Here is a 26,997-nt window from a genome sequence, read left to right as displayed (position 1 = left end):
TTTCATTGGAGATGAACTAGTGAATAAACGAAAGAAAATACTTATTATTGAAGATGAAAAAGATATATCGCGTATTGTAAGAGATTATCTCAACAGATACAGCTATGAAGTTTTTATCGCTGAAAACGGGAAAGATGGTATGAGATTTATTGAGACCTTGGTTCCGGATTTTATCATTCTGGATCTAATGCTTCCCGACACTGATGGGATTGAACTTTGTCGTAAAATCAGAGAAAAATTTAATACACCCATTCTTATTTTAAGCGCTAGGACAAGTGATACGGATAAGGTTCTTGGACTTGGTTTTGGTGCAGATGATTATATGACGAAACCATTTTCATTAAGTGAGTTAGCCGCCAGAATAAATGCCCATTTACGTCGCTATGAAGGAACTGCTAGTACACAAAGGAATGATGATGTTCTGCACTTCGGAAATGTCGTCATTGATAAAAAAGCCTACCGTTTAACAGTAGGCGGCAATGAGATTGCACTATCTTCCAAAGAATTCGAGCTTCTCTACTTTTTATCCCAAAATAAGAATCAAGTTTTTTCGAAAAGTCAGTTGTTGGATGCCGTTTGGGGGCACGCCGCGTACGGAGATGAAAATACAATCACTGTTTATATTCGTAGAATACGAGAGAAATTTGAGATTGATCCTTCAAACCCGACGTATATTAAAACGGTTTGGGGCGTTGGCTATAAACTAAGCTTAGATTAAGCTCCGGATTGGAGAACACGATGACTTTAAACGAGTGGACGAAAAAATGGGTTGCAGCAGCTTTAATCTGTCTGTTGGCATTTTTGGCATGTATTCTATACTTATTTGCCGATCAGTTCTTAAACGACAATGAAGCTAATCCCGCTTATGTGATAAATCAAGCCCGCATACTTGTAAGTGATAGCCTGGCATATCTTGAGCAATATCATGATGACATCGACGTTACTGCTCTTCAGGAAATATGTGCAAAAAACGATTTGAATTTACTCTTAATCCAATTGGATGGCAACGTATTATTTAACTCTTCGGCTGATAAGTCGATTCAAAAAGTCGATGTGAAAAAGTCGCTCCACTATGATTTGTATACTGCTAAAACCGAAAAAAAATTTTTCAAGATTACTTTTCCGGTAGTTGATGATCAAACACAAATCCAAATTGGCAATGCGATTTTCTTATTGCCGAAAAGCGCAGTAGGTATGGGAAATACCAAGGTAATTCCTCTAATCCCAATCTATTTGATAATACTCTTTTCAATTCTTTTCTGCAGCTTACTCTATATTCTTAGGCAAAAAATGAAGAAAAATATAATCCAACCTATCAAAAAATTATCCTACTATTCAGAAGCAATTTTAAAAGGCGATTATGAGCAAAAAGCGGAGTATGGTAGGACAGACGAGATGGGTGAAGTGTATGCAGTATTCGATCAAATGCGGATGGAAATTATGAATCTTAGCAAGCGAAGAGATGCACAGGAGAAAGCCCAAAAAGAACTGATTACAACGATTTCTCACGAAATAAAAACGCCGCTGACGACGGTGAAAGCATACCTCGATGCTATAAGAGATGGAGTCTGTCCAGACATGGAATCCGTTATGGACTATATTGAAGTGATGCGTTCAAATACGGATAAAATGACGAGACTTTTGGAAGATTTATTACTGCATGCCCTTCAAGAATTAGGACAGATATCAGTAAATCCTATTGAGCAGTACAGTAAAAGCATGCTTTTAGATATGATAAAACCAATAGGTCATTACGTTCGCACAACGGGCGTGGTATTCATAGAGCCGACGGAAATTCCGGATGTACTTATAGCTGCCGATGCAAATAGATTGGAGCAAGTTATTTCGAACCTCATAACAAATGCGTTAAAACATACGTCCCCTGGAGATTCTATTCGCATTCAAATTGTGCAAGAGTTAGAGCAGTTAAAAATTACAATAGCGGATACAGGCGTGGGGATTCTCCCACAGGACATGCCTTTTATATTCGGCCGTTATTTTAAAGGGCAAGTTAACGCTAAAAATGAAGGCAATGGTTTGGGGCTTTCAATTTGCAAACATATTATTGAAGCTCATAATGGGTCAATTTCTTTTAAGAGCAAAAAAGGTGAAGGCACTGTTTTTATTTTTACGATTCCGTTGTGTTAATTTCGCTTTGTAATAATTCATTAATAACTTGATAAGTATTGTTAAATAATTGCACGCTACACTGAAAGTAAGAACAAAAAAGGAGTGTGCAATTTTGTCAAAGAGAGCTATTATCCATGCAACAAACCTCTGCAAAACTTATTCAACGGGTAGCGAACAATTTCATGCCATTCGAAACATCGACTTAGCCATTTACGAAGGAGATTTCACCGTAATTATGGGGAATTCAGGTTCAGGAAAGTCTACGCTTCTTTATCTTCTGAGTGGACTTGATAGCATAACGGCGGGTGAAGTGTATTTTCAAGATCAGCGAATAGATGCATACAACGAAAGGGAACTGGCGGATTTCAGGGCCAAAAAAATCGGCTATATTTATCAAAGCATAAATTTAGTGCCTGATCTTACATTAGTTGAAAATATTTCTTTGCCTAGTTATATAGCTGGAAATCCTAAAAAAGAAGTCAAGAAAAAGGCCCTTTCGCTGATGAACGCGATGAATATTGAAGAACAGCAAAATCGGTTACCCTCCCAAACTTCAGGTGGCCAGCAACAGAGAGCAGCCATTGCCAGAGCACTTATTAATTCTCCAGATATCCTATTTGCAGATGAACCGACAGGTAGTTTAAATTATGATCAAGGTGTTGCCGTATTGGATATCTTAACGGAAATGAACCGTAAACGACAATCCATCGTGATGGTGACCCACGACATAAAGGCCGCTTGTAGAGCGGATCGTCTTATCTATATTCGGGATGGGAAAATTGGTGGAGTGCTAGAATTCGAAAAATATGATGCTACTACAATCCAAGGCAGAGAAAACGTAATCTTTTCATACGTTTCTGGAAAGGAGTAAGCACTATGAATGCTATTTGGACACTTTGTATTGCTAACTTAAGGGAAAAAAAGATTCAAAACGGATTAACTGCCTTGCTTATTTTGCTTTCCACATTACTACTTGCAACGTCGGTTAATGTTATTTTGAATACAGACAATTTATTTGAGGCTACTCACGAAAAAACGAATGGTTCACACCAGATTTTGACGTTTAATAATGGTTTTCACGACCCTCAGTTGGCAAAAGAATGGTGGAGTAAGCAGGATGGGGTTAAGGCGTCGAAATTATTACCTTTTAAGAACTTAACGACGATCATGTATGAAGGGAAAGAAATTTCAAACTTATATTTATATATGATGAATACGCCTGAGCTACCTTTAGGGGTTGATGAACTTACATTTGTAAAAGGAGATGTGCGTTCAAATCCCGAAATAGGCAAAATATGGATATCCACTGCGACAGCATATAACCACGGGATGGAAATAGGGGAATCTATTGGATTTACAACTGGTGTAGAAAAGTTCGAGTTAGAAATTTCAGCCATTGTGATTGATGTTCCTTATGGTACACCTTTTTCAAATGGTGTACGTGTTTGGATGAATACTAAAGATTATCAAGAGAAGCTAAGTTCTATGCAAGTAAATGATAAGTACATGATGGGGCTTAGATATGATAATGATAATTATAGTCAAAGCGCACACTATTGGGATCGTTTTGAGGATTTTATGGGTACGCCTTTTCTTGAATCGAAAGCCGAGTTAGAGTCCGTTTCTTCGCTCTATCTAATTATGAACAAAATTATCGCATTTGTAATGATTTTTCTGGGAGTCGTTATGATGTCTATCGCCATTATAACGATTGGATTTACGATTTCTGACGCTATTTTGTCGAACTATAAAACAATCGGGGTTTTAAAATCTTTAGGTTTATCGGCAAATAAAATAATCTTGACATATGTCAGTCAATATTCTTTCCTTGCTATAATTTCCATTATCCCCGGGGTAATACTCAGTCACTTTTCATCAAAACTTATCGTAGAAAGTTCACTTTCTAACTTAGAAATGGAGAACACAATCTCAAGTATACAGAGTGGGATGGTTTCAATTGCTGTTGGATTGTTTGTTTTTCTCCTTATTTTCCTTTGTTCATTGATATATTCCAACAAAACTCGGTCGATACAACCTGCACAAGCGATTCGATATGGAATGTCTGAAGTAGAAAACAGTAAAATGACACGGCGGTTAAGTTCATCAGGGGTAAATAAATTCGGATTTGCGTCCTATCCGGTACCTTTTGTCATCGGGCTGAGAAACTTATTGAAAAATAGGAAGGGCTCACTTTTAATGATGTTGTTAACCACTGTTACATCGGCTGTGCTTGTTTTCGGGTTTGTCTTACTGAACAGTGTTTTTTTTATTGAAAAAACATTGCCATTATGGGGATATGACTCTGCTGACATAGCGGTGGTTGTATTTAATCAGACGACTTTTTCTAAAGCTGAATTTGAAAAAGAAGTATTGTCAGATGAACGAGTTGAAGCAGTCGGTTGGGCTGGGGATGAGTTAAATGCAACATTTCCAGCAGAAGGTCAAATGATTGGATCAAAGAGTATTGCACTAGCTGTCCTCGATGGGAACTATGATGAACTTGGAATTGTTACGATAAAAGGTCGTAACCCCACAAACAAAAATGAAATTGCATTGGGTGTCGGCGTTGCAAAGTATCTCAACAAAGACATAGGAGACGTGACGGAAGTGTATATAGGAGGAAATAAGTATACGCTTACCATTACGGGAATCTACCAAGCACTCTTGGATTTGTCTCAATCAGCAAGAATTACAGCCGATGTGTTAAAGATAAATAATCCCGACTACACTGCTACAGCTCTTGGGTATATTATCCTTAAAAACCCGGCGGATGCGGGCGACATTGCAGATGAATTAAATTCAATGTTTAAAAATTCTGTTAATTCTTTAGCGGCGGAGACTTTAGCAGATTCAGTATTTAATGAGGTAGTAGCTATTTTAATAGTGCCAATGAGCATCATGGGACTGATGTTTGTGCTGGTTACATTCATCATTATATACAGCACTTGCCGTATGAGCATCCGAAAAGAAAGTAAAACGTACGGAATTTATAAGTCTGTCGGAATGACTTCAACTAAAATAAGACGATCCGTTACTTCCGGTGTTGTCGTTCTATCTACAATCGGCGCATTACTCGGAATAGTTGTTGGTGTCTCAATATTACCAATTTTTATGGAATCAGCCCTATCTAGTTATGGAATTGTTGAACTACCACTGATTTTCAATTGGGTTGGCATCCTACTAATGGCGAGTATAAGTATCGTTTCAGCAGGTTTTGGTTCCTGGCTTTCTTCAAGAATTATCGCCAAAACTTCACCCCGTATCCTTGTGGTCGAGTAATTAAATAGTTTAAGGATATCGATTTCCACCATTTCCACAATCATGTTAGAACCTTTTGCCTTTTTATAATTCGCGATAGATTCATGAATTAGCACGTGTGTTGATCAATCAAAATTAACCAATAAAATACCACTTACTTTAGTGATGCGACTTTGTCGCATCACTTCGCAGTTTTTCCGATAATCGTATGGTGAACTTTCGTCCGTCGCTCTCCACCCATACAGGTACACTAAGTTCTAAAGCCCCTGAGAACGAGTGAATCACCACTTCTCGATCTAGCAAGAAGCAGCCAAAGATGGTATTTTAGCTCCTGAATCCATTTTTATAGCATTTCCTTTTCTATTTAAATTAAGAGTCACTTTCTATATGGCATTACACTGTAACTTGTATGGTCATTTCTAAAATTAGCAATGAAGGCTTTATTAAAAGCGTCAGAATAATTATTATTGGGTCTGCTATTATCAAGGTCAGAGTCATTTTTCAAATTACTAGTTAATGAATTAAATCTTAAGAAATACCAATATGAAGTTAAACAAATAGAACATATTAAAGAAAAGTTAAAAAGTGAATTTCAAGAATGATGGAGTGTTTTTGTTGTTTTTTTATTTTAAAAGGAAGATTATCTGGTAGGGTCAACAGTAAATGTCTAACTGGAGCAAAGCGAAGGGGGTTTTTGGGGTGGCCTTTTGAATAATGTGCCAGGACTGTTCTTTTCGAGAATGACCTCCAACCGTTGCAGGAGTTTAGATAAACCTGCATATTTATTCGTTTAGATAGGCCTGACCTTCACCAGAAACCCCGTAAACTCAACGATATATAATTTCATGTACAACGAAAATGAAGAACCATAGGAGATGAACTAAGAGTTTTTAAGAGGTCGCGAAACATGATCAACTGTCCTGAACAGACGTTATGTTCACCATGGGTGTATCACGTATACAAGCCTATTCAGCAATCAAATCGATGGTTTTCGGATGGAACTATTCGAGTTTCTCGTTCAATTAACGGGGATAGTTCTATAAGAAGATAAAAAAAGTTCAACAATTATGTGGAACTCATCATGCTTGTTACATATTTTCAAATTGGAGGTATTCTAAAACGTTTCCGAAGGGGTCTTTGAAACTAATATATTTTCCAGGAGGACAATTAGTTGGTTCATCTACAATAAAATTCACTTCTTTCTCTTTTAAGAATTTTACCGTTTCATAAATATCTTCAGTTCGTAATCCTAATACAACTCCAGTAATTTTATTATCTTGATTATAGTTTGCATTATCGTTCTCCTCTAAAATAATTGGTATCTCTCCGTGTACAAGTGATGCAATATTGGGACCATACTGCTCGTCTAATTCAAAACCTAAAGTATTAGTATAAAAGTCAATTGCTTTGTTTAAATTTGGCACGTAAACGCTTATAACACAAACCTGATTCATCATTTTATCCCACCTTTTTTTAGTATTAGTGTGAATATTCGACACACATTAATTAAAATCCTTTTTTTGGAATATCTAACTAAGTTGTCTTATTAAACTAACGGGTGCTTTTGTTAAGTATTGGCTGCCTTTCATGGCATTTTTTATTGAGTATTAAAGCTAAATTATTTCATAAAATAGCGTATACAAACCCTTTCAGTTATCAAATCGGGTTGGATTTCATGTAGCTAATCCAATTCTTTGTTAAATTAACTGGCCGAATAACAAGAAACGTCATATAAAGTTATCTGGTATATAATTGGAATATGAGAGGGTGATTATAATAAATAATCGAAGGGAAGCTACGTCAAAATTCATAGTAGTGGTATCCATTATTTTCGGCTTAATTGTAATTATTCAAAGCGTTCAAGTTATTTATACGCCCCATACATTTGTAAGAGTCGTGAACTTACTTTCTACAATCTTTGTATCTGGAGCAATCGGGGCATTTATTAGAGAAATATTTATTTTAAAAAAGAAAAATTAATTATTAATGAAATTATTAATCTAATGAGTGCAAGATAACTCTTATTTTTACGGCATACTTAATCCACTTGAAAAACAGTTCAATTGCCCAACGTGAACGATAGATCTTGTTAATATCGTCCTATGAAAGATCAAATCGATTCGTGATTAGTTACATTTCTTTTCCTCGGCTTACGATAACTTTCAAAGTCATCTTTGTCTTTGCCATTTAATAACTTGCATTCAATTGATCGACAAGACCCAAAAACAGACTCGAAAGAATGGCTTGATCCACGTCAATATTTTTCTAAGACAATTGATATACATTAATTGAAAAGAAACCCAGTTTGGTTTGTAAGTCCCCGTCTCCAAGAGCAGCCTCCATGACATAAAGACTTTCTTGACTATTCGTGAGTCCTTTTTCTTTTAGGTTCTTTACGTTTCCGAATATATTAAGAATCCTTAACTTTTAGTGTTAGTTAAAGCAACGCTAGGGGTTCAATATATATAGTTAGAGTTAATTAGTAAATGTTGATGATTCTCACTGAAGCACAAGAACTTCGATTCTTTATTTACCCCCTCCCCAGTTAAGTTAAGAAAAGAATTTTTATGTATTTTAAGACGAAATCTTGAACCAATAAAAAGAGTATCCAGCCACTTATTCCTAAACCGATGGAGATAAATAAATGAACGGAACTTTGTAAGGCTACATAAACGATTATCAACAAAAATGCGGTTGCTGGAAATCCCCAAAGTACTCCTAATGCAAACTTACTTAATGTCGCTGTTTGTTCTCCCTGGACATACAGCCATACAATGCTGAGCAAACTGACTAAAGGAAGGGCAGCTATTACCCCTCCATACGAAGGAAATCTTCTCGAAATCTCCGTCACAATACCAATAACGATAGCTGAAGCAATTATTTTCATTATCAAATACATTGTTTAGCTCGCTCACTTAAGATTTTTAGAGCTTGTTCTACTAATTTTTTTTCATCTTCATCCAACTGATTCAACACTTGTTCTAATTTATCTACATCTAGACTTGTGTTTTTATGTAAAACTTCGTCACCTAAGTTCGTTAGATTAAGAATTACTTTTCTTTCATCTAGAGGATCTCTCCCCTTTACTATATACCCCTTTTCAATCATTCTTTTAGCATGTTCCGAAGCCGTATTGTGGGAAACTTGTATATGTGCGGCAATTTCATTGATTCCTGTTTCTTCCTGTTTATCTACGAGTTGCAGAATACGAACCACTTGATGAGAAATCTTTTCTTTATGGGGATAATGTAAATGAAAATATATATCCGTCCAATATTGATTTAATAGCGTGATTTTACTATTCACAAATACCACTCCTTTATATCTTATAATACGATTGTATCGTATTATAAGATATAAAGGGCGATTAATGCATTAGATATGAATAAAAGTATAAAAATAAAAGGTAAACCATCCCTAAGCCTACGTAGCTAGGGTAGTTTACCTTTTCGTGCTGATTATCTTTCAAACGGGAAATTTGATTCCTCTATAGCAAAACGACGATGGCGAATCACAGTATAAATTGCTGCAATTCCTAACAATGCTGCTGAAATAATAAATGTAATTCTTACATTCCCTATCTCAGCAAGAGCACCAAACAGTAAAGAGGAAACTGCAAATAATAACGACACCAACGCACTTTGTGCGGCATAGATTTTAGGAAGTTCTTCAGTGCTGGCTGATTTTTGAAGAAATGTGTTCGAAGCAATTGCTTTTAGTTGTTGAAATACCCCATTGAGTCCTGCAAAGATAAGGGACAACCAAGCCATCTCCGTTAAACCGAAAAGAAATGTCATGATACTGATTCCAAAGGAAAAAATAATCAAAACACACTTTAGCTTTTTCTCGAATATTAAGGTGAAACGTGAGCATATAATCCCACCAACGACCATTCCAATAAAAAATGAGGTATTAATATATCCCCACCAAGCCTCAGTCTCACCAAGAATTTCAGTCACGAAGACGTAAAGTATAGAAGCAATCCATACAACATTTGCAACGGCCTCAAATACGATGATCACATAAAGACTCTTATACAGCGGATTTCTCCAGACGATTTGCCAACCTTCTTTTAACTCACCAATCTGACGACCTTTGGAAATTTTTCTTTGAAATTCGGTTGGATCTATAATTTTAGTCATGAGTAAAGTAGCCATCAGATACAAAACAACCGTAATTAAAATAACAGTTTGACCGCTTAAAAATGCAACAATTAAACCACCAATCGCCCATCCACCTAAATTTACGGTTTCATAAATAACGGAAAAGAAGCTATTAGCTTTCACAAGTTCATTTTTGGGAACCAAACGCGGCAACATTGCTTGGCTTGCTGGCGCTGCCCATCCATCTAAAAACGCAATTGTAAATACGAAACTTAATAGTACGAGCACGCTGGACGTCATATGAAATACTAAGATAAGCGCTAGCAAATACAACAATAGTGTCTTACTTACTTGCGAGTAAACAAGCAGTTTTTTTAGAGGATATCTATTCAACAGTAGCGGGGAAATCATCCCGCTTATAAAACGACCAAACATACTGAGAAATGGTACCAACGCCAATGTAAATGGTGAATCTGTCGAAGCATATAAAATTGAAATAAGCCCTACAATATAAAAAATATCACCCAAATTGGCCATTGATTGACCAATCCAAAGAAAACGGAAAGATGCACTCTTCATTCTTACTACCCCTTTACAATCAAAATTTAATTCTGATTAGTACAGGGTAGTTTTCACATTCGTCTTATACCTCCTAAAATCCACTATTCTTCTTTGCAAAATTCAAGAATACTAACAATTAAATCACTGAACACTTGGAATAAAAAAGTTTAGAGGGGTAGTAAGAATGAACCATATATTACCATTATACATTAAATTCAATTTAGATGCATGCAGCTTCCAAAGCTTGAATTAAAGCAGTAGATGTATTAAGGTGTACTCAAAATACTTCTGAACCTAACACAATGTAAATATGTTAGATTTACGAAAAGCCTCTCTTTCATTTAGAAAGGGAGACTTTTTTTACTATTGCATGTGTCATAACTTTAAAGTATCGACACTGATTTGTGGCTGCAGTAATATCGAGACTACAAGCGGTGGCGCAACTAAGTGTCATAAATGGACCGCAAAAAAAAAATACATATGAAATATGTTTATTGCCGCGTGAGTACAGCTTCACAAGATTTAGATTTACAGCTGCCTACACTGGACAGTGAAGGTTGTGACAAAATCTATTCCGAGAAATCCACTGGAACTAAGGCTGGTCGTCCCCAATTTGTAGAGTTACTTCCATTGCTGAAAAAAGGCGATACATTGGTAGTTACAAAGCTAGAGCGTTTCGCAAGTTCGACAGAAGATGGAGTAAATCTAATCAAAGAATTACTTTCAAAAAGATTCAAGGTTCACATACTAAATATGGGACTTGCAGAAGATAAATCAATTGGCAGATTAATTTTAAGAACATTATCAGCCATTGCGAAGCAGAATCCTAATTTCCGTGAAGGTTGGCCAAAGAAATTCACTAAAAAGCAAGTAGCACACGCTTTACAACTATTGAAAACAAATTCTTACACGCAAGTGCAAGTAATTACAGGGATTTCTAAAAGCATACTAATCCGTGCCAAAAGAGAACTAAGTAAAGGGGTGCCTTTGTTTAAGTATCGGATGCCTTTACGTGGCTTCTATGTCCTTTTTTGTGGATATATAATAGGTTTTTAATAAATACATCCTCGGATAAAATCCGGAAATGCATTAATAAAATATAATGATTCTAGAAAATAAGAAGTAATTAATATGGGTTATAAAAATTTGGTCTTATTTTTGGATGTCCGGTTGTTTGGATTTTGATTCTGATATGAAAATGCTGTTAAGAGACACCTAGGGAATACAGGAAACATTTAATGAAGTTACTTAATCTTTCCTATCGAAAGGTTAACACGATAATTTCCATACTTTAAAAGACGTTCAAGAAACAACTGCAGCTCTTCATTTGAACCAAAGTGTCCAGTCAATAAGTAGCATCCGTCTCCGCTAGTGCGGTGTACTTCAGAAATTACCTCTTCTGTTCGGAAAAAATCATGAAATGTTTTATGATAAGTCGTTTCAACAAAAAAAGTAATAAACGCGGTTATAGGTTGTACTAATTGCGCTCTATTTATCGTGATTGTGTACTGTTCAATGACCCCCATATCCTCTAATCTTCGAATACGATTTCCTACAGCTTGCCCGGTCATATGTACTTTTTGACCAATTTCTTTCCATTGTATTCTTGAGTTTTCTTTTAATAATGTCAGTATTTCTAGATCTATATGATCAACGATAATCCTCAATCCTTTCACCATGAAAGTAGTAGACCAAAAAGCCATTCGCCAACTTATTCTGCTTTTGTATACGTATCTCTATACTTAGTTTATATCCTATTTCACTAATTGTTTAGCCATATACATTTAGTTAATTTATATAGAAATGGGATATAAATTCAGAGGAGGTTAACCGAATGTTACTACAAGAAATTTTGAAGTACAACGACCAGTTTGTAGCAAAAAAAGAATATGTACCGTACGAGGCAACTAAAATGCCACAAAAGCGTATGGTTGTCGTTTCATGCATGGATGCTCGTTTAATTGAGCTACTTCCAAAAGCTTTAGATATACACAATGGTGATGCGAAAATCATTAAAAATGCAGGTGGAATAATTAGCCATGCGTTCGGTAGTATTATGCGCAGTATTGTTACTTCTGTATACGAACTGAACGCTGAAGAAATTTATATTATTGGACATCATGGGTGCGGGATGAGCCAAAGTAATCCAGAAGGAACGCTGCAAAAGATGGTAGATCGAGGTGTAACATCTCCAAATATTCTTTCTGCTCTAGAATATGCTGGGATTGATCTACACAAATGGTTGTTTGGATTTAATGATGTCGTCGATTCCATTAATTCGAATATCGAATTAGTACGAAACCATCCACTCATTCCAAAAGATGTCCCTGTACATGGTCTTGCAATTGACCCTCACACAGGGAAGTTGGATTTAATTGTTGATGGATATAAAGAATTAGCTAACAAAAAAAAATAAATTAAAAGGGAGTTTTTATAAATGAATAGAAAAGAAGCGACTCAAAAAATTCTTGATGCAAAATTTGCAAAAGGTTTAACATGGAACGAAATCGCAATGGAAAGCGAAAACGCTGAAAGCTGGATTGTAACAGCTTTATTAGGACAAGCCACAATGACTCGGCCTGAAGCGGAAAAAATGGGTAAACTGTTAGATTTGGATGAAGAAGTAGTGCAAGCTTTAACACAAATTCCATTCCGGGGAGATGTAGTAAAAATGCCTCCTACTGATCCGGGTCTATACCGTTTATACGAAATGTTATTAGTATACGGCCCAACAATTAAAGAATTGATTCAAGAGAAACTTGGCGAAGGAATCATGAGTGCGATTGATTTTGAAATGGATGTTCAGAAAAAAGAAGATCCTAGAGGCGATCGTATAATCCTTACTTTGAATGGAAAATTCTTGCCTTATAGAAAATGGTGATTAATTACTCTAACGTAGGAGGGCTTCATTATGGATTTTGTTAAACGCACAATAGATTTGGCACTTAAAAATGTTGAAGAAGGCGGACGTCCATTTGCTTGTGTAGTAACAAGAGATGGAGAAATTATTGCTGAAAGTCCAAATCTCGTAGCACAGACTAACGACCCAACTGCACACGCTGAAGTACTAGCTATTAGAAAAGCATGTGAAAAGTTAGGAACAGAACACTTAACGGACTGTGAAATTTACATCCTTGCAAGTCCATGTCCAATGTGTTTGGGTGCACTATACTATTGTAGCCCCCAAAAAGTTGTATTCATCACGACACGCAAAGATTACGCTCCTCATTATATAGACAACCGTAAATACTTTGAGTTCGATACTTTTTATGATGAGTATTGTAAACCAATGGACCAACGTAGATTGCCTATGGTTCATCAAGAAGACAAAGAAGGTCTTAAAGTATATGAGCGTTGGAGCGAGTTAAATAACAAATAAATACATGACATATAAAAGTAAGCGTCAAATAACGGATACTTTAATTTAAGAAAAAGCTGCCATAAAAGGTAGCTTTTTTTTATTGAGTAACAGGGTTAACTACTTCCGTGAACTGGCGTGTATGGGAGATACAAGATCGTTCAACGATTGAATTAATGTTTTTACGGATTGAACTCATGTGGCTAATCTGTATCCTTGTTCAACTAATGGGTGCATTTTTCAGATTCATAAATACTATTGTTGAATTTTCTATTGAAAATACTTCCCTGCATTTAATAATTTATATTCATATTTAGTTATTAGAAAGAAAAATTTTCACTTAGTATGTGTTTCGATATTTGCGTTCGACCAGTTTTTTAGTAATTCTATTTCAAAAGTAGTACCGATATTATTGGCACTTTTAACATGTATTCGTCCTTTATGCTTCTCGATTATCGACCTAACGATTGAAAGACCTAACCCGGAGCCACCTAAGCTTCTTGTGCGTGATTGATCCACTCTGTAAAACGGTTCGAAAATAAATGGAAGTTCTTCCTTTGCGATACCGATACCTGTGTCAGCGATACTAATACGAATGTGGTCACGTTGAACATGACAGGTTATCTCAATCTTGCCGTTCATTGTATTATATTTTACAGCATTTTCAATTAGATTAAAAAAGACCCTGTATATAAGAACTTTGTTGCCAACTATGCTCTTTATACAGTTGTTGAGTGTAAGTGTAATATTTTTTTCAGCACAAAGTGGAGCGACTTCATGCGCAATCGTTTCGAACATTTGTTGAAGGCCAATTTTGTCTGAAAATTTTACAGCATGATTATTTGCAAGCATTAATAAATCTTCAACAATATTAATGAGTCTTTGTGTGCTTTCTTCTGTAATCTCCAAATTCTCCTTGTAGTCATCAATGGATGGTAATGATTCGAGCTTTAGTATTTGTATACCTGTTTTCATGATCGTAAGTGGCGTTTTTAATTCATGAGCAGCATTTGCAGCAAAGTTTTTTTGATAAGTAAACGAGTTTTCTAATCGTTGGAGCATCTTATTAAATTCTGAGGCTAGGTTACCAATTTCATCTTTTGAAGGTATATGATTGATACGATCCGACAAATTATGTTCATTAATATCCTCTATACTTTTACGTAATTTTTTAACCGGCTCCAATGCTTTTCCAGCTACGAAATAAATGGCTCCAACACCTCCAACCATAATTACAATCATCCAAATTAGACTTTGGAATTGGAATTGCTTGTTTACCGTATTAATTTCTTCTGAAAAGAAGATGTCTGGGGGCAGTGATGAAGGAGTTTTTAAATCAATCTCTTGTTTTTCATCTAATTGAAGTTCGCTAAAATTCACATCTTTACCTATCGAACCTGTTAATGGTTGGACAAATTTGTTGTTTGCAATGCTAATAGAAATAACGGTTAATAATATGGTTGTAATGATTAGAATCATGCCAGTTAAAACTGTTAGTCGCATTCTTAACGATATATAGTTCATACCTGATTCACCTCATGATCTTGTATAATGTAGCCTTGTCCTCTAACGGTTTTAATGGCCTCGACTTCTCCCAGTTCTTTGGCGATTTTTTTTCTTAACGAATGAATATGGAACTTTAACGTGTTCGATAATAAATCCACATCACTATTCCAAACATGCTCCATTAATTCTTCAGCACTGATGACCCTGTTTTTATTGAAAAGAAAATACTCTAAAATTGCATATTCTTTTTTTGTTAAGTCAATAGGTTTGTTATGAACAAATCCGATTTTTTGTGCTGTATTAATCTTTAGATCTGCAGCTGACATAACAGTATTTTTTTGTGTAAATGATCGGCGTAATAATGAGCGAATGCGTGCTTCTAATACTTGAAAGTCGAATGGTTTTGTTACATAGTCGTTTGCGCCATTATCAAGACCAACAACGACATCGTCTATATCGGAGCGAGCAGATAAAATAAGAACACACATGTTTTCATCTACTTGACGAATATGTTTTAATACATCTATTCCATCAATTTTAGGTATGTTTAAATCGAGAATAATTAAGTCATATATATTAATATCAAAGAGCTCTAATGCTTCTTCACCATCAAATGCTGTATCAATGGCATATCCACTTTTTTGAAGACCTTTTACAATGAGTCTTGAGAGTGTTCTTTCGTCTTCAATTAATAATAGCTTCATTCGCTCTAACTCCTAACTTTCATAAAATGTTATAGTAACAACTATGACTAACTTCTAAAAGCTTGCTTTGGTAATCAAAGCAAGCTTTTAGAAGTTAGTACTTATCGATGCTTTCGTGAAGGATAAATTTCACAAAATGCACTATTTATTTTTGGTTACCTTTAATCTCATCCATATAGACAGTACCTTCTGGTAATTCATCTGTTCCATTAAACTCATAGAACTCAGCACCAGGATTAGTCTCTCCTTTAATCTCATCCTTATAGATAGTACCTTCTGGTAATTTATCTGTTCCATTAAATTCATAGGACTCAGCTCCAGAATTAGCTTCTCCTTTAATCTCTTCCTTATAGACAGTACCTTCTGGTAATTCATCTGTTCCATTAAACTCATAGTACTCAGCATCAGAATTAGTTTCTCCTTGAACCTCATCCTTATAGATAGTGCCTTCTGGTAATTCATCTGCATTGCTTTTTAGTATTGCCATCGCTTCATTCGGATTTTCTTCAATATTAGCTGATGCGAATGCTGAAATGGTTGCACCTCCACCGACTACTAATCCTAATGCAAGTGCGCTAATTCCTAAATGTTTAAATTTCATAAATAATCCTCCTAAAATTGTTTTGTAACGTTACCCCCCTAATATAGCAATGTAATGGTTAGATCTTCGTTAGTTTTGTTGAACTATGAATAATTAACACATTTTACTTGGCTTATTCAACTGACGGATGCTTTAGTTAAGTATTTGCTGTCTTACATGGCAACCATTTCTTATTGAGTCATAAAGTTAAATACTTCCGTGGACGAACGTTATGTCTATTAGGGGTGGGTGCATACATTATCCAAACCAGAATTAGAGCAGTAGATGTATTAAAGTGTACTCAAAAAACTTGTAAATCTAACATGATAGAAATATGTTAGATTTACCAAAAGTCTCTTTTTTATTTTGAAAGTGTAGTTTTACAGGCGTCGAACACGAATAATCTTAATCCTTTTTCAGAGCTTAATTTCCATGAGAGATTCCGTAGTATTGGCGGGTCACATAACTCTGTTCAGCCATCTTATTTAACTGAATATAAAACTTCCCCTTGTACATTGTAAGAAATAAATTCAGCTTCAAAAATAGCCTCATCGCCTGTTCGAACCAGTCCAAAACCCGTTGCCTTTCCTATACGCTTGGGCTGTATTTTAATATTTTTCAGTAAACCTTTAGTCGTTCTAATTTCAACATTATTGATTGCTGGATTGTATACCCTTATTACAACAAGTTCTAAATCTTCCTCGTTTTTAAATGGGGATTCTGCAAATGATATATATAGAGGTTTATCTATCCCCTCCGGCTCATGCCAATAACTTCGTCTCTCGTTCCACTTAAAAAATGACTTTTCCAGATACACTTCCCTTTCTTCCCCTTGAATAGTTTCAAAAAAACTACGGCTTTTGTATCATCATCAAAAAACTCGATATGATACAAATTAGTTATACCCTAACTCTTCCCAACTTCAGTTAACACAGATGCATTATCATCTTTTAAAAACATAATCCCCACACCAACTACTACTAACAAAACAATTACAAGGAACTTCTTTGACTTTATAAAACTCATTTCATCTCCACCTAATAGGTATTTGACATGACTTTTATTATTAAACTATTACTTTCTTCCGAAAGAAAAACAATCAACGCCATTTCGATGCTTCACGGACTAGGCATCTCAAACGGATCTAAAGGTAAATTCTATCCGAGCAACCCCACGAGTCGTGCACGCGCAGCAAAAATACTTGTGAATTCACTTGATGGTTTAAAATGAATATCGATTAACAACTAAAAACATCCCCGACCTTCCTTACCGGAATTCGGGGATGTGTTTGTTTGCTCAATTGTATTCGAATTCATATTTGACTTGAACTTCTTAAAATATGAAGGCAAAAATCTAAATCCTCTTGAAGATGTGTTTCCATTAGTTGTTTCGCCTTTTCACCATCTCTTGCTTTAATCGCTTCATAAATTTCCTCATGCTCATCTATTAAACGCGGTCGACTGTAAAGCACCACGGTCTTACGAAAAAGATAGATTATGGACTTCATGCGATCTATTGTATCAATCATTAGAGCGTTACCACTGGCTTGAACGATAATAGCATGAAAACGTTCATTAGCATCCATTATCTCTTCAATTGCGCCTTCTCTTCCCATTATAATGCAATTGGACAGCGATTTTAAATCTTCCTCGGGCAAATAGATTGCTGCTGATTTCGCTGAAAATCCTTCTAGAAGAATCCTTACTTGAAATAAGTTGCGCAGATCTTCTTCTGTAGGCTGTACAACTTTTTTATTAATGATAAGTCCTTCATGACCTAGTTGGCGTAGAGATTCTCTAATTGGAGTACGGCTAAATCCTAATTCTGCTGCTAATTTTTCTTCAACAATTTTTGTACCACCTGGCATATCCCCATTTAAGATTCTATCTCGAATCACTTCATATGCTTGATGGTAGGCAGAACGAGATTTTTTATAGTTTTGAGTCATTTCTTCCCACCTTTTTCCTTCAACCTAATTACCACTAACTTATCAAAAAGAGAAGGAGAAAGAAAGCTTAAATTGATATGACTTACTTTTGTATACAAAATAAACGTGAGTGTATACAAAATTTAAAAAACCGTATACAATTAGAACGATAAGATAATTGCAAACGGTTACATTCCGAATTAAATGAACGTATTTTAACACTTAAGTAAGGAACACTAAGTTAAATTAGGAGGAATGGTTATGTTAAAAAAGATTGGTTTTATTGGTTTAGGTATTATGGGGAAACCTATGGCGTTGAATTTAGTTTCTAAAGGATACGAAGTAATGGTGAACGATTTGAATAAAGAAACGGTACAAACTTTGATAAATGCTGGTGCAAAAGCAGCCGATTCTGCAAAAGTTATCGGTGAAAATAGTGACGTTATCATTACAATGCTACCTGCTTCTCATCATGTACAACAAGTTGTTTCGGGTGAAAATGGTGTACTTAGTGGTGCCAAAAAAGGCGCGGTTATTATCGATATGAGTTCCATTTCACCTGTCATTTCAAAAGAAATTGCTGCAATAGCAGAAAAAAAAGGGGTAGAAATGTTAGATGCTCCCGTTAGTGGTGGAGAACCAAAAGCGAAAGACGGTACTCTCGCGATTATGGTTGGAGGTAAAGAAGAAGTATTTGAAAAAGTGAAGGATGTTTTATTCGCAATGGGTTCAGAGATAACATTAGTTGGAGGTAATGGCAGTGGAACCACTGCAAAATTAGCCAACCAAGTAATTGTAAACTTAAATATTGCCGCCATGTCTGAAGCATTAGTTCTAGCCGCAAAAGCAGGGATTGATGTGGAAAAAATGTACCAAGCTATCAGAGGTGGATTAGCAGGCAGTGCAGTTCTAGATGCCAAAGTACCGTTAATCCTTGATCGTAATTTCGTAGCTGGCGGAAGGATTGATATTAACTTAAAAGATATGACCAACGTAATGGAAACAGCACATAGCATTGGTGTACCAATGCCGTTATCTAGCCAATTACTAGAAATTTTCCACGCTTTAAAAGTGGATGGAAAAGCAGCAGATGACCACAGCGGAATTGTTCAATATTATGAAAAACTTGCGAACGTTACAGTTGGGAGAGAATAATTAATGACCACCATTGGAAGTACAGAACAGAGATTAGTTCAAGATGTTTTGGGAAATATCCAAGCAGTTGATACACAAGCCGTAAAAGACATGCTTGTGAATGAATTAGTGGATTTAAATAAAAAGATCATTGTGCTAGACGATGATCCAACAGGCGTTCAAACGGTTCATGGTATTTCTGTATATACAGATTGGACAGTCGAAAGTTTGGAACAAGGATTTGAAGAAAAAAACGCTATGTTTTTCATACTAACAAATTCTAGAGGATTTACTGCAGCTGAAACTGAAAAAGCACATTCAGAAATTGCTGCGAACATTGTAGAAGTAGCGAAACAACAGAATAAGGATTTTATTGTCATTAGTCGTGGAGATTCTACTTTAAGAGGTCACTACCCTCTTGAAACAGAAGTGTTAAAAGATACGATTGAAACCACTTTAGGCATCCAGTATGACGGAGAAGTAATTTTGCCATTTTTCAAAGAAGGCGGTCGCTACACAGTAGACAATATCCACTATGTGCAATCTGAAGACTATTTGGTGCCTGCTGGTGAAACGGAATTTGCGAAGGATAGAACGTTTGGTTATTCCAAGTCTCATTTAGGTGAGTGGGTTGAGGAAAAAACAAATGGTGAATTCAAAGCTGTGAATACTACGTACATTACACTCGAAAGCTTAAGAGCGTTGGAAATTGAAACGATCACGGAACAATTACTTCAAGTGACTGATTTCAATAAAGTAGTCGTGAATGCAGTAGATTACGTAGATGTAGAAATTTTTGTTATTGCCCTTATCAAAGCAATGAAATCCGGGAAACAATTCATGTTCAGAAGTGCAGCCGCTCTTACGAAGGTTATTGGCGGAGTAAGTGATAAAGCACTTCTAACGAGGTCAGAATTGATTCAAACAGAAACAACTCATGGCGGTTTAATTCTTGTTGGATCTCACGTTAAAAAGACAACGGAGCAACTAGAATCACTGAAAACAACTAATTTCATCGAATTCATTGAATTTGATTGTCATCTTGTGCTACACCCTGCACAGTTCAAAGAAGAAATTGATCGAGTAATTGAAACAACCGAGAATTTTATTCGCTCTGGCAAAACAGTCACTGTGTATACGAGACGTGAACGATTAGATCTTGGTGAAGGAAAAAAAGAAGAAGAGTTAAAACTCTCAGTAAAAATCTCAGATGCAGTTACAAGTATCGTGCAGCGCCTAAACGTACGACCAAATTTCATTGTCGCAAAAGGCGGAATTACGTCTAGTGATATTGGAACGAAAGGCCTTGAAGTTAAAAGAGCAACAGTAGCCGGTCAAATAAAACCAGGGATTCCTGTATGGATTACAGGAGAAGAAAGTAAGTTTCCGGGAATGGCGTATATTATTTTCCCAGGTAATGTTGGAGCAGTTACAACACTTAAAGAAACAGTTGAGATTTTAAATAACCATATAAACTGAGCGAAGGCGCCTTCTAAGGGTAGCCTCCCGCGATAAGGCTGACAAGTGTTTCTGCCTTATCGCGGAAGACATCCTCTAGGTAGGATATAGTTCCATCCTTCCCTAGTTCCAAAGCGGATTAACTAGTCAATTGTTCTTTACGTATGATAAGGGGGCCATTTCACGTGTTGGTAAATACGAAAGCGATATTGCAGCATGCACAGCAAAAAAAATATGCTGTTGCTGCATTTAATGTATACAATTTAGAAACTGTTCAAGCAGCGATACGCGTTGCCGAACAGGAAAATCAACCAGTCATTATTGCACTGGGAGAACGTTATTTCCCAACAGTTGATGTTGAAGGGTTTTCAGCCTTTGTTAAAACATTGGCTGAAAAGTCTTCAGTTCCTGTTGCGCTCCATTTGGATCATGCATATGAAAAGGAATCAATTATTCGTGCTATCCGTTGTGGATTCACATCTGTTATGTTCGACGGGTCTTCCTATGACTTAGAAGAAAATATTCGCCGTACAAAAGAGATTGTAGAAATTGCGCATATGGTAGGAGTGTCCGTAGAGGCTGAGATTGGTTCATTAGCGAAAGGCGACTTCTCCGATGAAGAAGAAGGAGACGGTACATTGACTAATCCAAAGTCTGCAAAAGACTTTGTTGACGCAACAGGAGTAGACTTTTTAGCAGCTGCTATCGGCACTGTTCATGGAATGTATAAGGGAGAACCAAAAATAGATTTACCTCTTTTGGAAAGAATTCAACAGGCTGTTGATGTTCCCTTGGTACTTCATGGAGGGTCAGGAACTCCAGATTTAATTATTAAACAAGCGATACAACTTGGAATATGTAAAGTCAATGTGAATACAGAAGTATCCATGGCTGCCGTATCCTATTTACAAAACTATTTTGAGGATAAACAAATGGCCCACCTTTCCACTGTTATGGCAGAAATGCAGAAATCCATGGAGCCCGTCATGACTAAATTCGTTCGGCTATTTGCAAATAAATAACAACATTCATGTGATTTATTCTACGGGTTATATTTCAATATTTCGAGAATCTAACTAAAGGAAATGAGGTCCACGATGCCGATAGTATCTGTCTGTATAGGAGTCGCCCTATTACTTGTATTGATGATTGTATTTAAGTTAAATGCTTTTATTTCTTTAATCCTTGTTGCCCTAGCTGTAGGAATGTTAGAAGGAATGTCTCCTCTTGATGCAGTTGCATCCGTTCAAAGTGGTTTAGGTGGAACACTTGGCAGTCTGACGATGATTATCATTTTTGGAGCAATCCTTGGTAAATTGATGACAGACTCAGGCGGCGCACAACGAATCGCTACAACGCTTATTAAGTCATTTGGGAAAAAGAGAGTTCAATTAGCAGCTGTTTTGACAGCTTCCGTCGTTGGGATTGCACTGTTTTTCGAAACAGGAGTTGTCGTCTTAATTCCTTTAGTATTTACGATTGCTACTGCAGCTGGAGTGCCCGTATTGTATATTGGGATGCCCGTAATTGCAGCACTTATCACGATGCATGGCTTCGTTCCTCCGCACCCAGGACCAACAGCTATTGCTAGTGTATTTGATGCTAATATAGGGAAAACGTTATTATACGGAATCGTTATTGCTATTCCCGCCATCATCATCGGCGGACCATTATTTACAAAGCTATTCAAAAAAGAATATTTGGAAGTAGATATTCCAAAAGGGCTATTTAATCCGAAAGAATTTAAAGAAGAAGAGATGCCAGGATTTGTTACGAGTATCCTAACATCCTTAATGCCAGTCATTTTGATTGCTTCTCAAGTAATTGTAGAAATAACAATGCCAGAGTCAGCAATTATGCCGTTCTTTGATTTTATCGGTAATCCTAATATTGCTTTGTTAATTTCTGTGATTCTTGCATTCTTTACTTTTGGTCTAAACCGCGGTAAAGAAATGAAAGATGTTATGCAATCCGTTACAGGAGCTGTCAGTGGAATTGCAATGATTTTACTAATCATTGCTGCTGGTGGTGCTTTCAAACAAGTACTGATTGATAGTCACATCGACCAATACATTGCAGATATAATGGCAGGATCGACACTTTCCCCATTACTTCTCACTTGGTTGATTGCTGCGATTTTACGAGTAGCAGTCGGTTCAGCTACTGTAGCGGGTATGACAGCTGCTGGTATTGCAGCACCTCTAGTTGGGTTAACTGGTGTTAGCCCGGAACTAATGGTATTAGCGGCTGGTGCTGGTAGTATTACGTTCTCCCATGTAAATGATGCAGGGTTCTGGATTTATAAAGAGTACTTTAATCTTTCCATTGGGAAAACGCTTGCAACTTGGTCAGTTATGGTAACGATTCTTTCGTTAGTAGGATTAGCAGGTGTCTTGCTAATTAATATGTTTGTCTAATAGTAAAAATAAAAGTGTCTTCTACTGATATATAGTAGGAGACACTTTTTGTTATTTTGTAGTTTTTTTAGTCAAACTCACATATCAAAAACAACGTCTGTTGATTAATTAAAAATAACCAATAAAAAACTTCTCCCCCCTGGGCGCTACTTGTATGGCTGCGCTTTTGGATTGAATGACTTCTAGTACGATTACTGAGATGTCTGGATGTGTAGGGATGCGATTTTGTCGTATCCCTACATATTTTTTCGTTAATCGTATATTTGTCCTTCATCCGTCGCGCTCCAAATGCATTAGTACAGAGTGTGTTGAAGCCTTTTGGGACGAAAGAATAGCTGGCTTCTTAGCTGGAGAAAAGCCGCCAAAGATGCAATTTTGGCGGCTGATGCTATCTCTATGGTTTTTTCTTATTTATTTTAAAGAAGTGTCGCTTTCTAATAGGCAACACAAGCTTAGATGCATACTCTTTGCTAAAAGTAAGCAAGGAACACATTGTGCAACGTGCAAGAGTGCCCGAAATTACATCTTCGGGCACTTACACTCTCCATAGAATGTCATCTATTCTTTTCTTCCAAACAACTGCATTATTCACTTGAACATTGTAGGAACGCGACAGGCAACTATTCACAACAGGATTACTAAGGAGGAATGAACTACAATTCCTCCTTAAATCTGTCATGAATATTTCGTCGTGAGCGGGCCGAAAATGGATCAGTGAAAATGAAGGTTATCAAACCCTTCTCACTAGTATTTTACGCAAGTAAACGGTAAAAATAGACGTGATAAAAAACACTTTATATTACATTACCTGGAATTAAAGGAGAATCCACTTCGGACATAGAAGTACTAATTCAAACGATTAAACTCCCCCGCACCCTCTGTGTTGTTATCCCCAACAAGAACATAGATGGCCAAGTGCAAACATTTTGACATTAGAATGACTTGTTTGCTGTACCACTTCGCCTAGCACTCCATTAAAGTCCTAAATTGCAGCCAGGATACGCTACTAATAGATTCTGAGATCTCTTCTTCTAATGTTTACCGAGAGCACCAAAAAACTACATATAAAACCTTTAGGATGATTTAGACTAAATTCACTGCCTTGAAGTAGCATAAGTTTTAGGTTTTCCCCTAACATACATTCACCTCCCCCTTCTGGAAAAACAATACAAATAAAAAGGAGCCCTGATCAATGCAGCTGACATTATTAAATTCAAAAACAACGGTACCTCGTGCTGAGCTAGAAGCTATTGAACGACAACGATTAGTTGATTTACTGCGATATAGCGGGCCAAAAAGATTAACAGTAGTGCGCGCACCCGCCGGTTACGGAAAGACTACGCTACTTAGCCAATGGTTTAGTCAATCCAATGAACCTGTTGCATGGCTGTCAATCGACGTCATCGATAATGATCCAATACGTTTTTGGAAATACTTCGTACATACTTTATCAAATACACTTCCTGACGAGATCGATTTGAGTTTACTTTCCCTGATCAATGAGCAATCACCATATGAACTGTTGGTAGACTCTCTTTTGAACGAGATTAATTCGCTTCAATGTACGATACATATTGTCATTGAAGACTATCATTTAATTGGAAAACAATCGATTCACGAAATGTTGATTCGCTTCATCAACTATTTACCGAATAATGCGCGGATGTATGTGACAAGTCGAACAGAGTTACCTCTTCCGATTGCTAAGTGGCGAGTCAAAGCGTGGCTGACAGAAATCGGTGTAGAACAGTTACGCTTCACTTACGACGAAATGGAGCGTTTCTATACCAAACGAAGATTTAACTATAAAAACTCCGAATCACTTCAACATGTTTTTAACATGACAGAAGGTTGGGCGGCAGGTATTCAATTGGCAGGTCTTTCGGGAAGCACGTCTACAATGGGTGAGATGGATGTCGACTCCTTTGATGGTGCCCATCCTTTCATAACAGAATATTTGTTACAGGAGATTCTTACGTCGCTCCCGCCATCTACACAGGAATTTCTTGTTTGCACTTCGATACTAAATCAACTCGAACCTGCGATTTGTGATTCGCTTACAAAACGTACAGATAGTTATCATATCTTGTTAGAACTCGAAAAAAGCGGATTATTCATTGTCCGTTTACATTCATATGAACCTATTTTCCGCTATCATCATTTGTTTGCAGATGCTTTGCAAATTGAAATGAAAAATCGCTATTCACAAGAAACGATTTCGGTGATTTATAAAGACACGGCAATTTTTTTGCACGGTAAGGGAGATTTCATGTCGGCGATTGAGCTTGCATTGTTTGGCCAATTGCATGACATAGCGGACGCGTGGATCACTGCGCATCTGGTGGAGATTTTCACATCAGGGGAAACGTCGACATTTACGCGGTGGGTACAACTATTGCGTGATAACAATTATCCAGTGAATGTAGAGACACTTGTCATGAATGTTATTACATATGCCACTATACATGAACTAGAAAAAGCAAATCAACTAATCGAAGAGTTAGAAAGCAGGCATGATCTTGATCAATGGATGGATCACATTGACTACCAGGGCATGGCGAGTATTTTGGATTCTACGAAAGCATTTGTCCTATATGCAAGCGGTGGAGATCTCGGACAAGTAATAAAAATCATGCAGAAACAACTGGAGAGAGGCCCTGTGAGTTCCAGATGGGACAACATTCCCATGCAATACAATCGGTTTGAACCTACACTTTTACGCACGAGTATTGGGGTGAGAGGCAAACTCTTGCTGAAGGAAACAGCAATTCCCTTAACGGGGCTATTTCGTGAAGGTGAATTGAAAGAGCAAAACATGACGGGGTTTAGTTACGGAGTGTCAGCCGAGAACTTATATGAAGGAAACTATATCGATGCAGCATCGATAGAATTGGAAGGCGCACTACAATACGGTCATCACTTTAAAGATCCTGGATTGTTCATACCCATGTACATACTTAAAGGGCGTATCCATGCAACGAAAAAACAATTTACAGCAGCACATAACCTGCTAGATTACGCAATGGAAACAACGCAGAACCGGCATTGGATTGGTTTGTTATGCACCATGAAGGCCCATTGTTATTTACTAGAAGGTAATGTTTTGCAAGCAGAACAACAACTCTATCAATCGACCGGTTTGAACAACCCCAAAGCTGAGTCAGGGCAGGAATTTTGGCTGCTAGTGCAGGCACGCGTTTTATTGGCTAAAGAGCAAGCGGAAGACGCACTATTAATTATTACCCGTGTAAAAACAAAAGCGTTACAGGAAAGGCAAATCTCGACAATCGTAGAGGCAATAGTGCTGGAAGCGATTTGTCAAATGAAGTTATCACATGAAGAAGAAGCACTAATTGTATTTCACGAAGCATTGGATCACGGGGCTCCCTATGGATACCTAAGGACATTTCTTGATGAAGCAGATGCCATCCCTTTGCTAATAGAATACTCGAAGATACGTAACAATAGAAAAAGCGCTTATTGGGATTCTGTACCACTCGCATACGTCGAACAATTGATAGCGAGCATTCAAGATAATCTCCAACAAGATACGGTAAATGACATACTCACACCACGTGAACAGGATGTGCTTCAATTACTGGCAAACGGTGCTTCAAATAGTGAAATTGCAAAACAATTGGGGCTTTCAGAGGGGACTGTGCGTGTCTATTTGTCAAAAATTTATAGTAAACTCGATGTCAATTCACGTACAAAAGCTGTCTTGTGGATGAAAAACCGGGAGAATTAAAAGAGCAAACCGCCACAATATATAGAAATAACTAGGCAGCTCTATTCACCTGTCGAGTATCCCCTATGAGGAGACAATCTTAACTTTTTCATAAGGGATATTATTGTGATTCC

General features: G+C 36.8%; 24 protein-coding genes and 1 pseudogene. 14 read left to right on the top strand and 11 right to left on the bottom strand.

Going from position 1 to position 26,997, the window contains the following annotated elements; translation table 11 throughout:
* The first annotated feature begins 19 nt into the window (after positions 1–19).
* From FQ087_RS21655 to FQ087_RS21640, 4 genes are all read left to right on the top strand, one after another.
* Positions 20–718 (top strand): response regulator transcription factor, encoded by a 699-nt coding sequence (locus FQ087_RS21655; protein ID WP_149582681.1) that lies wholly within the window; start codon positions 20–22, stop codon positions 716–718.
* 20 nt (positions 719–738) lie between these two features.
* Entirely contained in the window at positions 739–2,148 is a 1,410-nt protein-coding gene (locus FQ087_RS21650; protein ID WP_149582680.1) for a HAMP domain-containing sensor histidine kinase, read from the top strand.
* Positions 2,149–2,242: 94 nt separating this feature from the next.
* On the top strand, positions 2,243–3,001 hold the full coding sequence (locus tag FQ087_RS21645) for an ABC transporter ATP-binding protein (protein ID WP_149582679.1): 759 nt from the start codon (positions 2,243–2,245) through the stop codon (positions 2,999–3,001).
* A gap of 5 nt (positions 3,002–3,006) precedes the next feature.
* Positions 3,007–5,409: an ABC transporter permease gene (locus FQ087_RS21640; RefSeq protein WP_149582678.1), complete on the top strand. Its 2,403-nt coding sequence runs from the start codon at positions 3,007–3,009 to the stop codon at positions 5,407–5,409.
* 1,067 nt (positions 5,410–6,476) lie between these two features.
* Here FQ087_RS21640 and FQ087_RS21635 read toward each other — a convergent pair.
* The 5 genes and pseudogenes from FQ087_RS21635 to FQ087_RS21615 all read right to left on the bottom strand — a co-directional run bounded on the left by FQ087_RS21635 (position 6,477) and on the right by FQ087_RS21615 (position 10,070).
* Positions 6,477–6,845, bottom strand: a complete 369-nt coding sequence (locus FQ087_RS21635; RefSeq protein ID WP_255452501.1) for a VOC family protein — start codon at positions 6,843–6,845, stop codon at positions 6,477–6,479.
* Positions 6,846–7,407: 562 nt separating this feature from the next.
* Positions 7,408–7,554, bottom strand: a pseudogene (locus FQ087_RS23225) (transposase); the annotation flags it as partial.
* Positions 7,555–7,933: 379 nt separating this feature from the next.
* Positions 7,934–8,287 (bottom strand): DUF3147 family protein, encoded by a 354-nt coding sequence (locus tag FQ087_RS21625; protein WP_149582677.1) that lies wholly within the window; start codon positions 8,285–8,287, stop codon positions 7,934–7,936.
* A complete protein-coding gene (locus FQ087_RS21620; protein WP_149582676.1) occupies positions 8,278–8,694 on the bottom strand; it encodes a MarR family winged helix-turn-helix transcriptional regulator in 417 nt (138 codons plus the stop codon). The genes FQ087_RS21625 and FQ087_RS21620 overlap by 10 nt, the downstream gene beginning before the upstream one ends.
* A 152-nt stretch (positions 8,695–8,846) precedes the next feature.
* Positions 8,847–10,070 (bottom strand): MFS transporter, encoded by a 1,224-nt coding sequence (locus tag FQ087_RS21615; RefSeq protein WP_149582675.1) that lies wholly within the window; start codon positions 10,068–10,070, stop codon positions 8,847–8,849.
* A gap of 462 nt (positions 10,071–10,532) precedes the next feature.
* Here FQ087_RS21615 and FQ087_RS21610 point away from each other — a divergent pair, with 462 nt between their 5' ends.
* Complete coding sequence (locus tag FQ087_RS21610) at positions 10,533–11,108, top strand: recombinase family protein (protein WP_149582706.1); 576 nt, start codon at positions 10,533–10,535, stop codon at positions 11,106–11,108.
* A gap of 188 nt (positions 11,109–11,296) precedes the next feature.
* On the opposite strand, the gene FQ087_RS21605 is transcribed toward FQ087_RS21610, so the two are convergent.
* Positions 11,297–11,728, bottom strand: a complete 432-nt coding sequence (locus FQ087_RS21605; protein WP_149582705.1) for an Lrp/AsnC family transcriptional regulator — start codon at positions 11,726–11,728, stop codon at positions 11,297–11,299.
* A gap of 158 nt (positions 11,729–11,886) precedes the next feature.
* Here FQ087_RS21605 and FQ087_RS21600 point away from each other — a divergent pair, with 158 nt between their 5' ends.
* Genes FQ087_RS21600 through FQ087_RS21590 form a run of 3 tightly spaced genes read left to right on the top strand, consistent with a single transcriptional unit; the run spans position 11,887 to position 13,431 of the window.
* Positions 11,887–12,468 (top strand): beta-class carbonic anhydrase, encoded by a 582-nt coding sequence (locus FQ087_RS21600; protein WP_149582674.1) that lies wholly within the window; start codon positions 11,887–11,889, stop codon positions 12,466–12,468.
* Positions 12,469–12,489: 21 nt separating this feature from the next.
* Positions 12,490–12,933, top strand: a complete 444-nt coding sequence (gene cynS / locus FQ087_RS21595; RefSeq protein ID WP_149582673.1) for a cyanase — start codon at positions 12,490–12,492, stop codon at positions 12,931–12,933.
* Between the two features lie 30 nt (positions 12,934–12,963).
* Positions 12,964–13,431 (top strand): nucleoside deaminase, encoded by a 468-nt coding sequence (locus FQ087_RS21590; protein ID WP_149582672.1) that lies wholly within the window; start codon positions 12,964–12,966, stop codon positions 13,429–13,431.
* 315 nt (positions 13,432–13,746) lie between these two features.
* On the opposite strand, the gene FQ087_RS21585 is transcribed toward FQ087_RS21590, so the two are convergent.
* The 4 genes from FQ087_RS21585 to FQ087_RS21570 all read right to left on the bottom strand — a co-directional run bounded on the left by FQ087_RS21585 (position 13,747) and on the right by FQ087_RS21570 (position 17,017).
* Positions 13,747–14,934 carry a sensor histidine kinase gene (locus tag FQ087_RS21585; protein WP_149582671.1) on the bottom strand — a complete coding sequence of 396 codons (1,188 nt, stop codon included), beginning with the start codon at positions 14,932–14,934 and terminating at the stop codon, positions 13,747–13,749.
* On the bottom strand, positions 14,931–15,620 hold the full coding sequence (locus FQ087_RS21580; protein ID WP_149582670.1) for a response regulator transcription factor: 690 nt from the start codon (positions 15,618–15,620) through the stop codon (positions 14,931–14,933). The genes FQ087_RS21585 and FQ087_RS21580 overlap by 4 nt, the downstream gene beginning before the upstream one ends.
* Before the next feature lie 145 nt (positions 15,621–15,765).
* Positions 15,766–16,221, bottom strand: coding sequence for a hypothetical protein (locus tag FQ087_RS21575; RefSeq protein ID WP_149582669.1), 456 nt, complete (start codon positions 16,219–16,221; stop codon positions 15,766–15,768).
* 460 nt (positions 16,222–16,681) lie between these two features.
* Entirely contained in the window at positions 16,682–17,017 is a 336-nt protein-coding gene (locus tag FQ087_RS21570; RefSeq protein WP_149582668.1) for a hypothetical protein, read from the bottom strand.
* A gap of 236 nt (positions 17,018–17,253) precedes the next feature.
* Between FQ087_RS21570 and FQ087_RS21565 the strand changes: the two genes are divergently transcribed.
* Complete coding sequence (locus tag FQ087_RS21565; protein WP_149582667.1) at positions 17,254–17,430, top strand: S-layer homology domain-containing protein; 177 nt, start codon at positions 17,254–17,256, stop codon at positions 17,428–17,430.
* An 82-nt stretch (positions 17,431–17,512) separates the two neighbouring features.
* On the opposite strand, the gene FQ087_RS21560 is transcribed toward FQ087_RS21565, so the two are convergent.
* On the bottom strand, positions 17,513–18,148 hold the full coding sequence (locus tag FQ087_RS21560) for a GntR family transcriptional regulator (protein WP_149582666.1): 636 nt from the start codon (positions 18,146–18,148) through the stop codon (positions 17,513–17,515).
* A 240-nt stretch (positions 18,149–18,388) separates the two neighbouring features.
* Here FQ087_RS21560 and garR point away from each other — a divergent pair, with 240 nt between their 5' ends.
* From garR to FQ087_RS21535, 5 genes are all read left to right on the top strand, one after another.
* Positions 18,389–19,282 (top strand): 2-hydroxy-3-oxopropionate reductase, encoded by an 894-nt coding sequence (gene garR, locus FQ087_RS21555; protein WP_149582665.1) that lies wholly within the window; start codon positions 18,389–18,391, stop codon positions 19,280–19,282.
* Positions 19,283–19,285: 3 nt separating this feature from the next.
* Entirely contained in the window at positions 19,286–20,740 is a 1,455-nt protein-coding gene (locus FQ087_RS21550) for a four-carbon acid sugar kinase family protein (protein WP_149582664.1), read from the top strand.
* A 164-nt stretch (positions 20,741–20,904) separates the two neighbouring features.
* Positions 20,905–21,741 carry a class II fructose-bisphosphate aldolase gene (locus FQ087_RS21545; RefSeq protein ID WP_149582663.1) on the top strand — a complete coding sequence of 279 codons (837 nt, stop codon included), beginning with the start codon at positions 20,905–20,907 and terminating at the stop codon, positions 21,739–21,741.
* Between the two features lie 75 nt (positions 21,742–21,816).
* A complete protein-coding gene (locus tag FQ087_RS21540; RefSeq protein ID WP_149582662.1) occupies positions 21,817–23,136 on the top strand; it encodes a gluconate:H+ symporter in 1,320 nt (439 codons plus the stop codon).
* A gap of 1,192 nt (positions 23,137–24,328) precedes the next feature.
* A complete protein-coding gene (locus FQ087_RS21535) occupies positions 24,329–26,884 on the top strand; it encodes a winged helix-turn-helix domain-containing protein (RefSeq protein WP_149582661.1) in 2,556 nt (851 codons plus the stop codon).
* The last annotated feature ends 113 nt before the right edge of the window (positions 26,885–26,997 follow it).

It is taken from the genome of Sporosarcina sp. ANT_H38 (assembly GCF_008369195.1).
In the GTDB taxonomy this organism is placed as follows: Bacteria; Bacillota; Bacilli; order Bacillales_A; family Planococcaceae; genus Sporosarcina.
The sequence above is the reverse complement of the archived record's forward strand: the minus strand, read 5'-3'. Positions and strand labels throughout refer to the sequence as shown.

What these genes read in the sequence shown, in the direction of transcription:
- FQ087_RS21650 (WP_149582680.1), top strand. Translation starts at nt 739, where the DNA reads ATGACTTTAAACGAGTGGACGAAAAAATGGGTTGCAGCAGCTTTAATC.
- FQ087_RS21640 (WP_149582678.1), top strand. Translation starts at nt 3,007, where the DNA reads ATGAATGCTATTTGGACACTTTGTATTGCTAACTTAAGGGAAAAAAAG.
- FQ087_RS21635 (WP_255452501.1), bottom strand. Translation starts at nt 6,845, where the DNA reads ATGATGAATCAGGTTTGTGTTATAAGCGTTTACGTGCCAAATTTAAAC.
- FQ087_RS21625 (WP_149582677.1), bottom strand. Translation starts at nt 8,287, where the DNA reads ATGTATTTGATAATGAAAATAATTGCTTCAGCTATCGTTATTGGTATT.
- FQ087_RS21615 (WP_149582675.1), bottom strand. Translation starts at nt 10,070, where the DNA reads ATGAAGAGTGCATCTTTCCGTTTTCTTTGGATTGGTCAATCAATGGCC.
- FQ087_RS21610 (WP_149582706.1), top strand. Translation starts at nt 10,533, where the DNA reads ATGAAATATGTTTATTGCCGCGTGAGTACAGCTTCACAAGATTTAGAT.
- FQ087_RS21600 (WP_149582674.1), top strand. Translation starts at nt 11,887, where the DNA reads ATGTTACTACAAGAAATTTTGAAGTACAACGACCAGTTTGTAGCAAAA.
- cynS (WP_149582673.1), top strand. Translation starts at nt 12,490, where the DNA reads ATGAATAGAAAAGAAGCGACTCAAAAAATTCTTGATGCAAAATTTGCA.
- FQ087_RS21590 (WP_149582672.1), top strand. Translation starts at nt 12,964, where the DNA reads ATGGATTTTGTTAAACGCACAATAGATTTGGCACTTAAAAATGTTGAA.
- FQ087_RS21585 (WP_149582671.1), bottom strand. Translation starts at nt 14,934, where the DNA reads ATGAACTATATATCGTTAAGAATGCGACTAACAGTTTTAACTGGCATG.
- FQ087_RS21580 (WP_149582670.1), bottom strand. Translation starts at nt 15,620, where the DNA reads ATGAAGCTATTATTAATTGAAGACGAAAGAACACTCTCAAGACTCATT.
- FQ087_RS21575 (WP_149582669.1), bottom strand. Translation starts at nt 16,221, where the DNA reads ATGAAATTTAAACATTTAGGAATTAGCGCACTTGCATTAGGATTAGTA.
- FQ087_RS21565 (WP_149582667.1), top strand. Translation starts at nt 17,254, where the DNA reads ATGACTTTTATTATTAAACTATTACTTTCTTCCGAAAGAAAAACAATC.
- FQ087_RS21560 (WP_149582666.1), bottom strand. Translation starts at nt 18,148, where the DNA reads ATGACTCAAAACTATAAAAAATCTCGTTCTGCCTACCATCAAGCATAT.
- garR (WP_149582665.1), top strand. Translation starts at nt 18,389, where the DNA reads ATGTTAAAAAAGATTGGTTTTATTGGTTTAGGTATTATGGGGAAACCT.
- FQ087_RS21550 (WP_149582664.1), top strand. Translation starts at nt 19,286, where the DNA reads ATGACCACCATTGGAAGTACAGAACAGAGATTAGTTCAAGATGTTTTG.
- FQ087_RS21540 (WP_149582662.1), top strand. Translation starts at nt 21,817, where the DNA reads ATGCCGATAGTATCTGTCTGTATAGGAGTCGCCCTATTACTTGTATTG.
- FQ087_RS21535 (WP_149582661.1), top strand. Translation starts at nt 24,329, where the DNA reads ATGCAGCTGACATTATTAAATTCAAAAACAACGGTACCTCGTGCTGAG.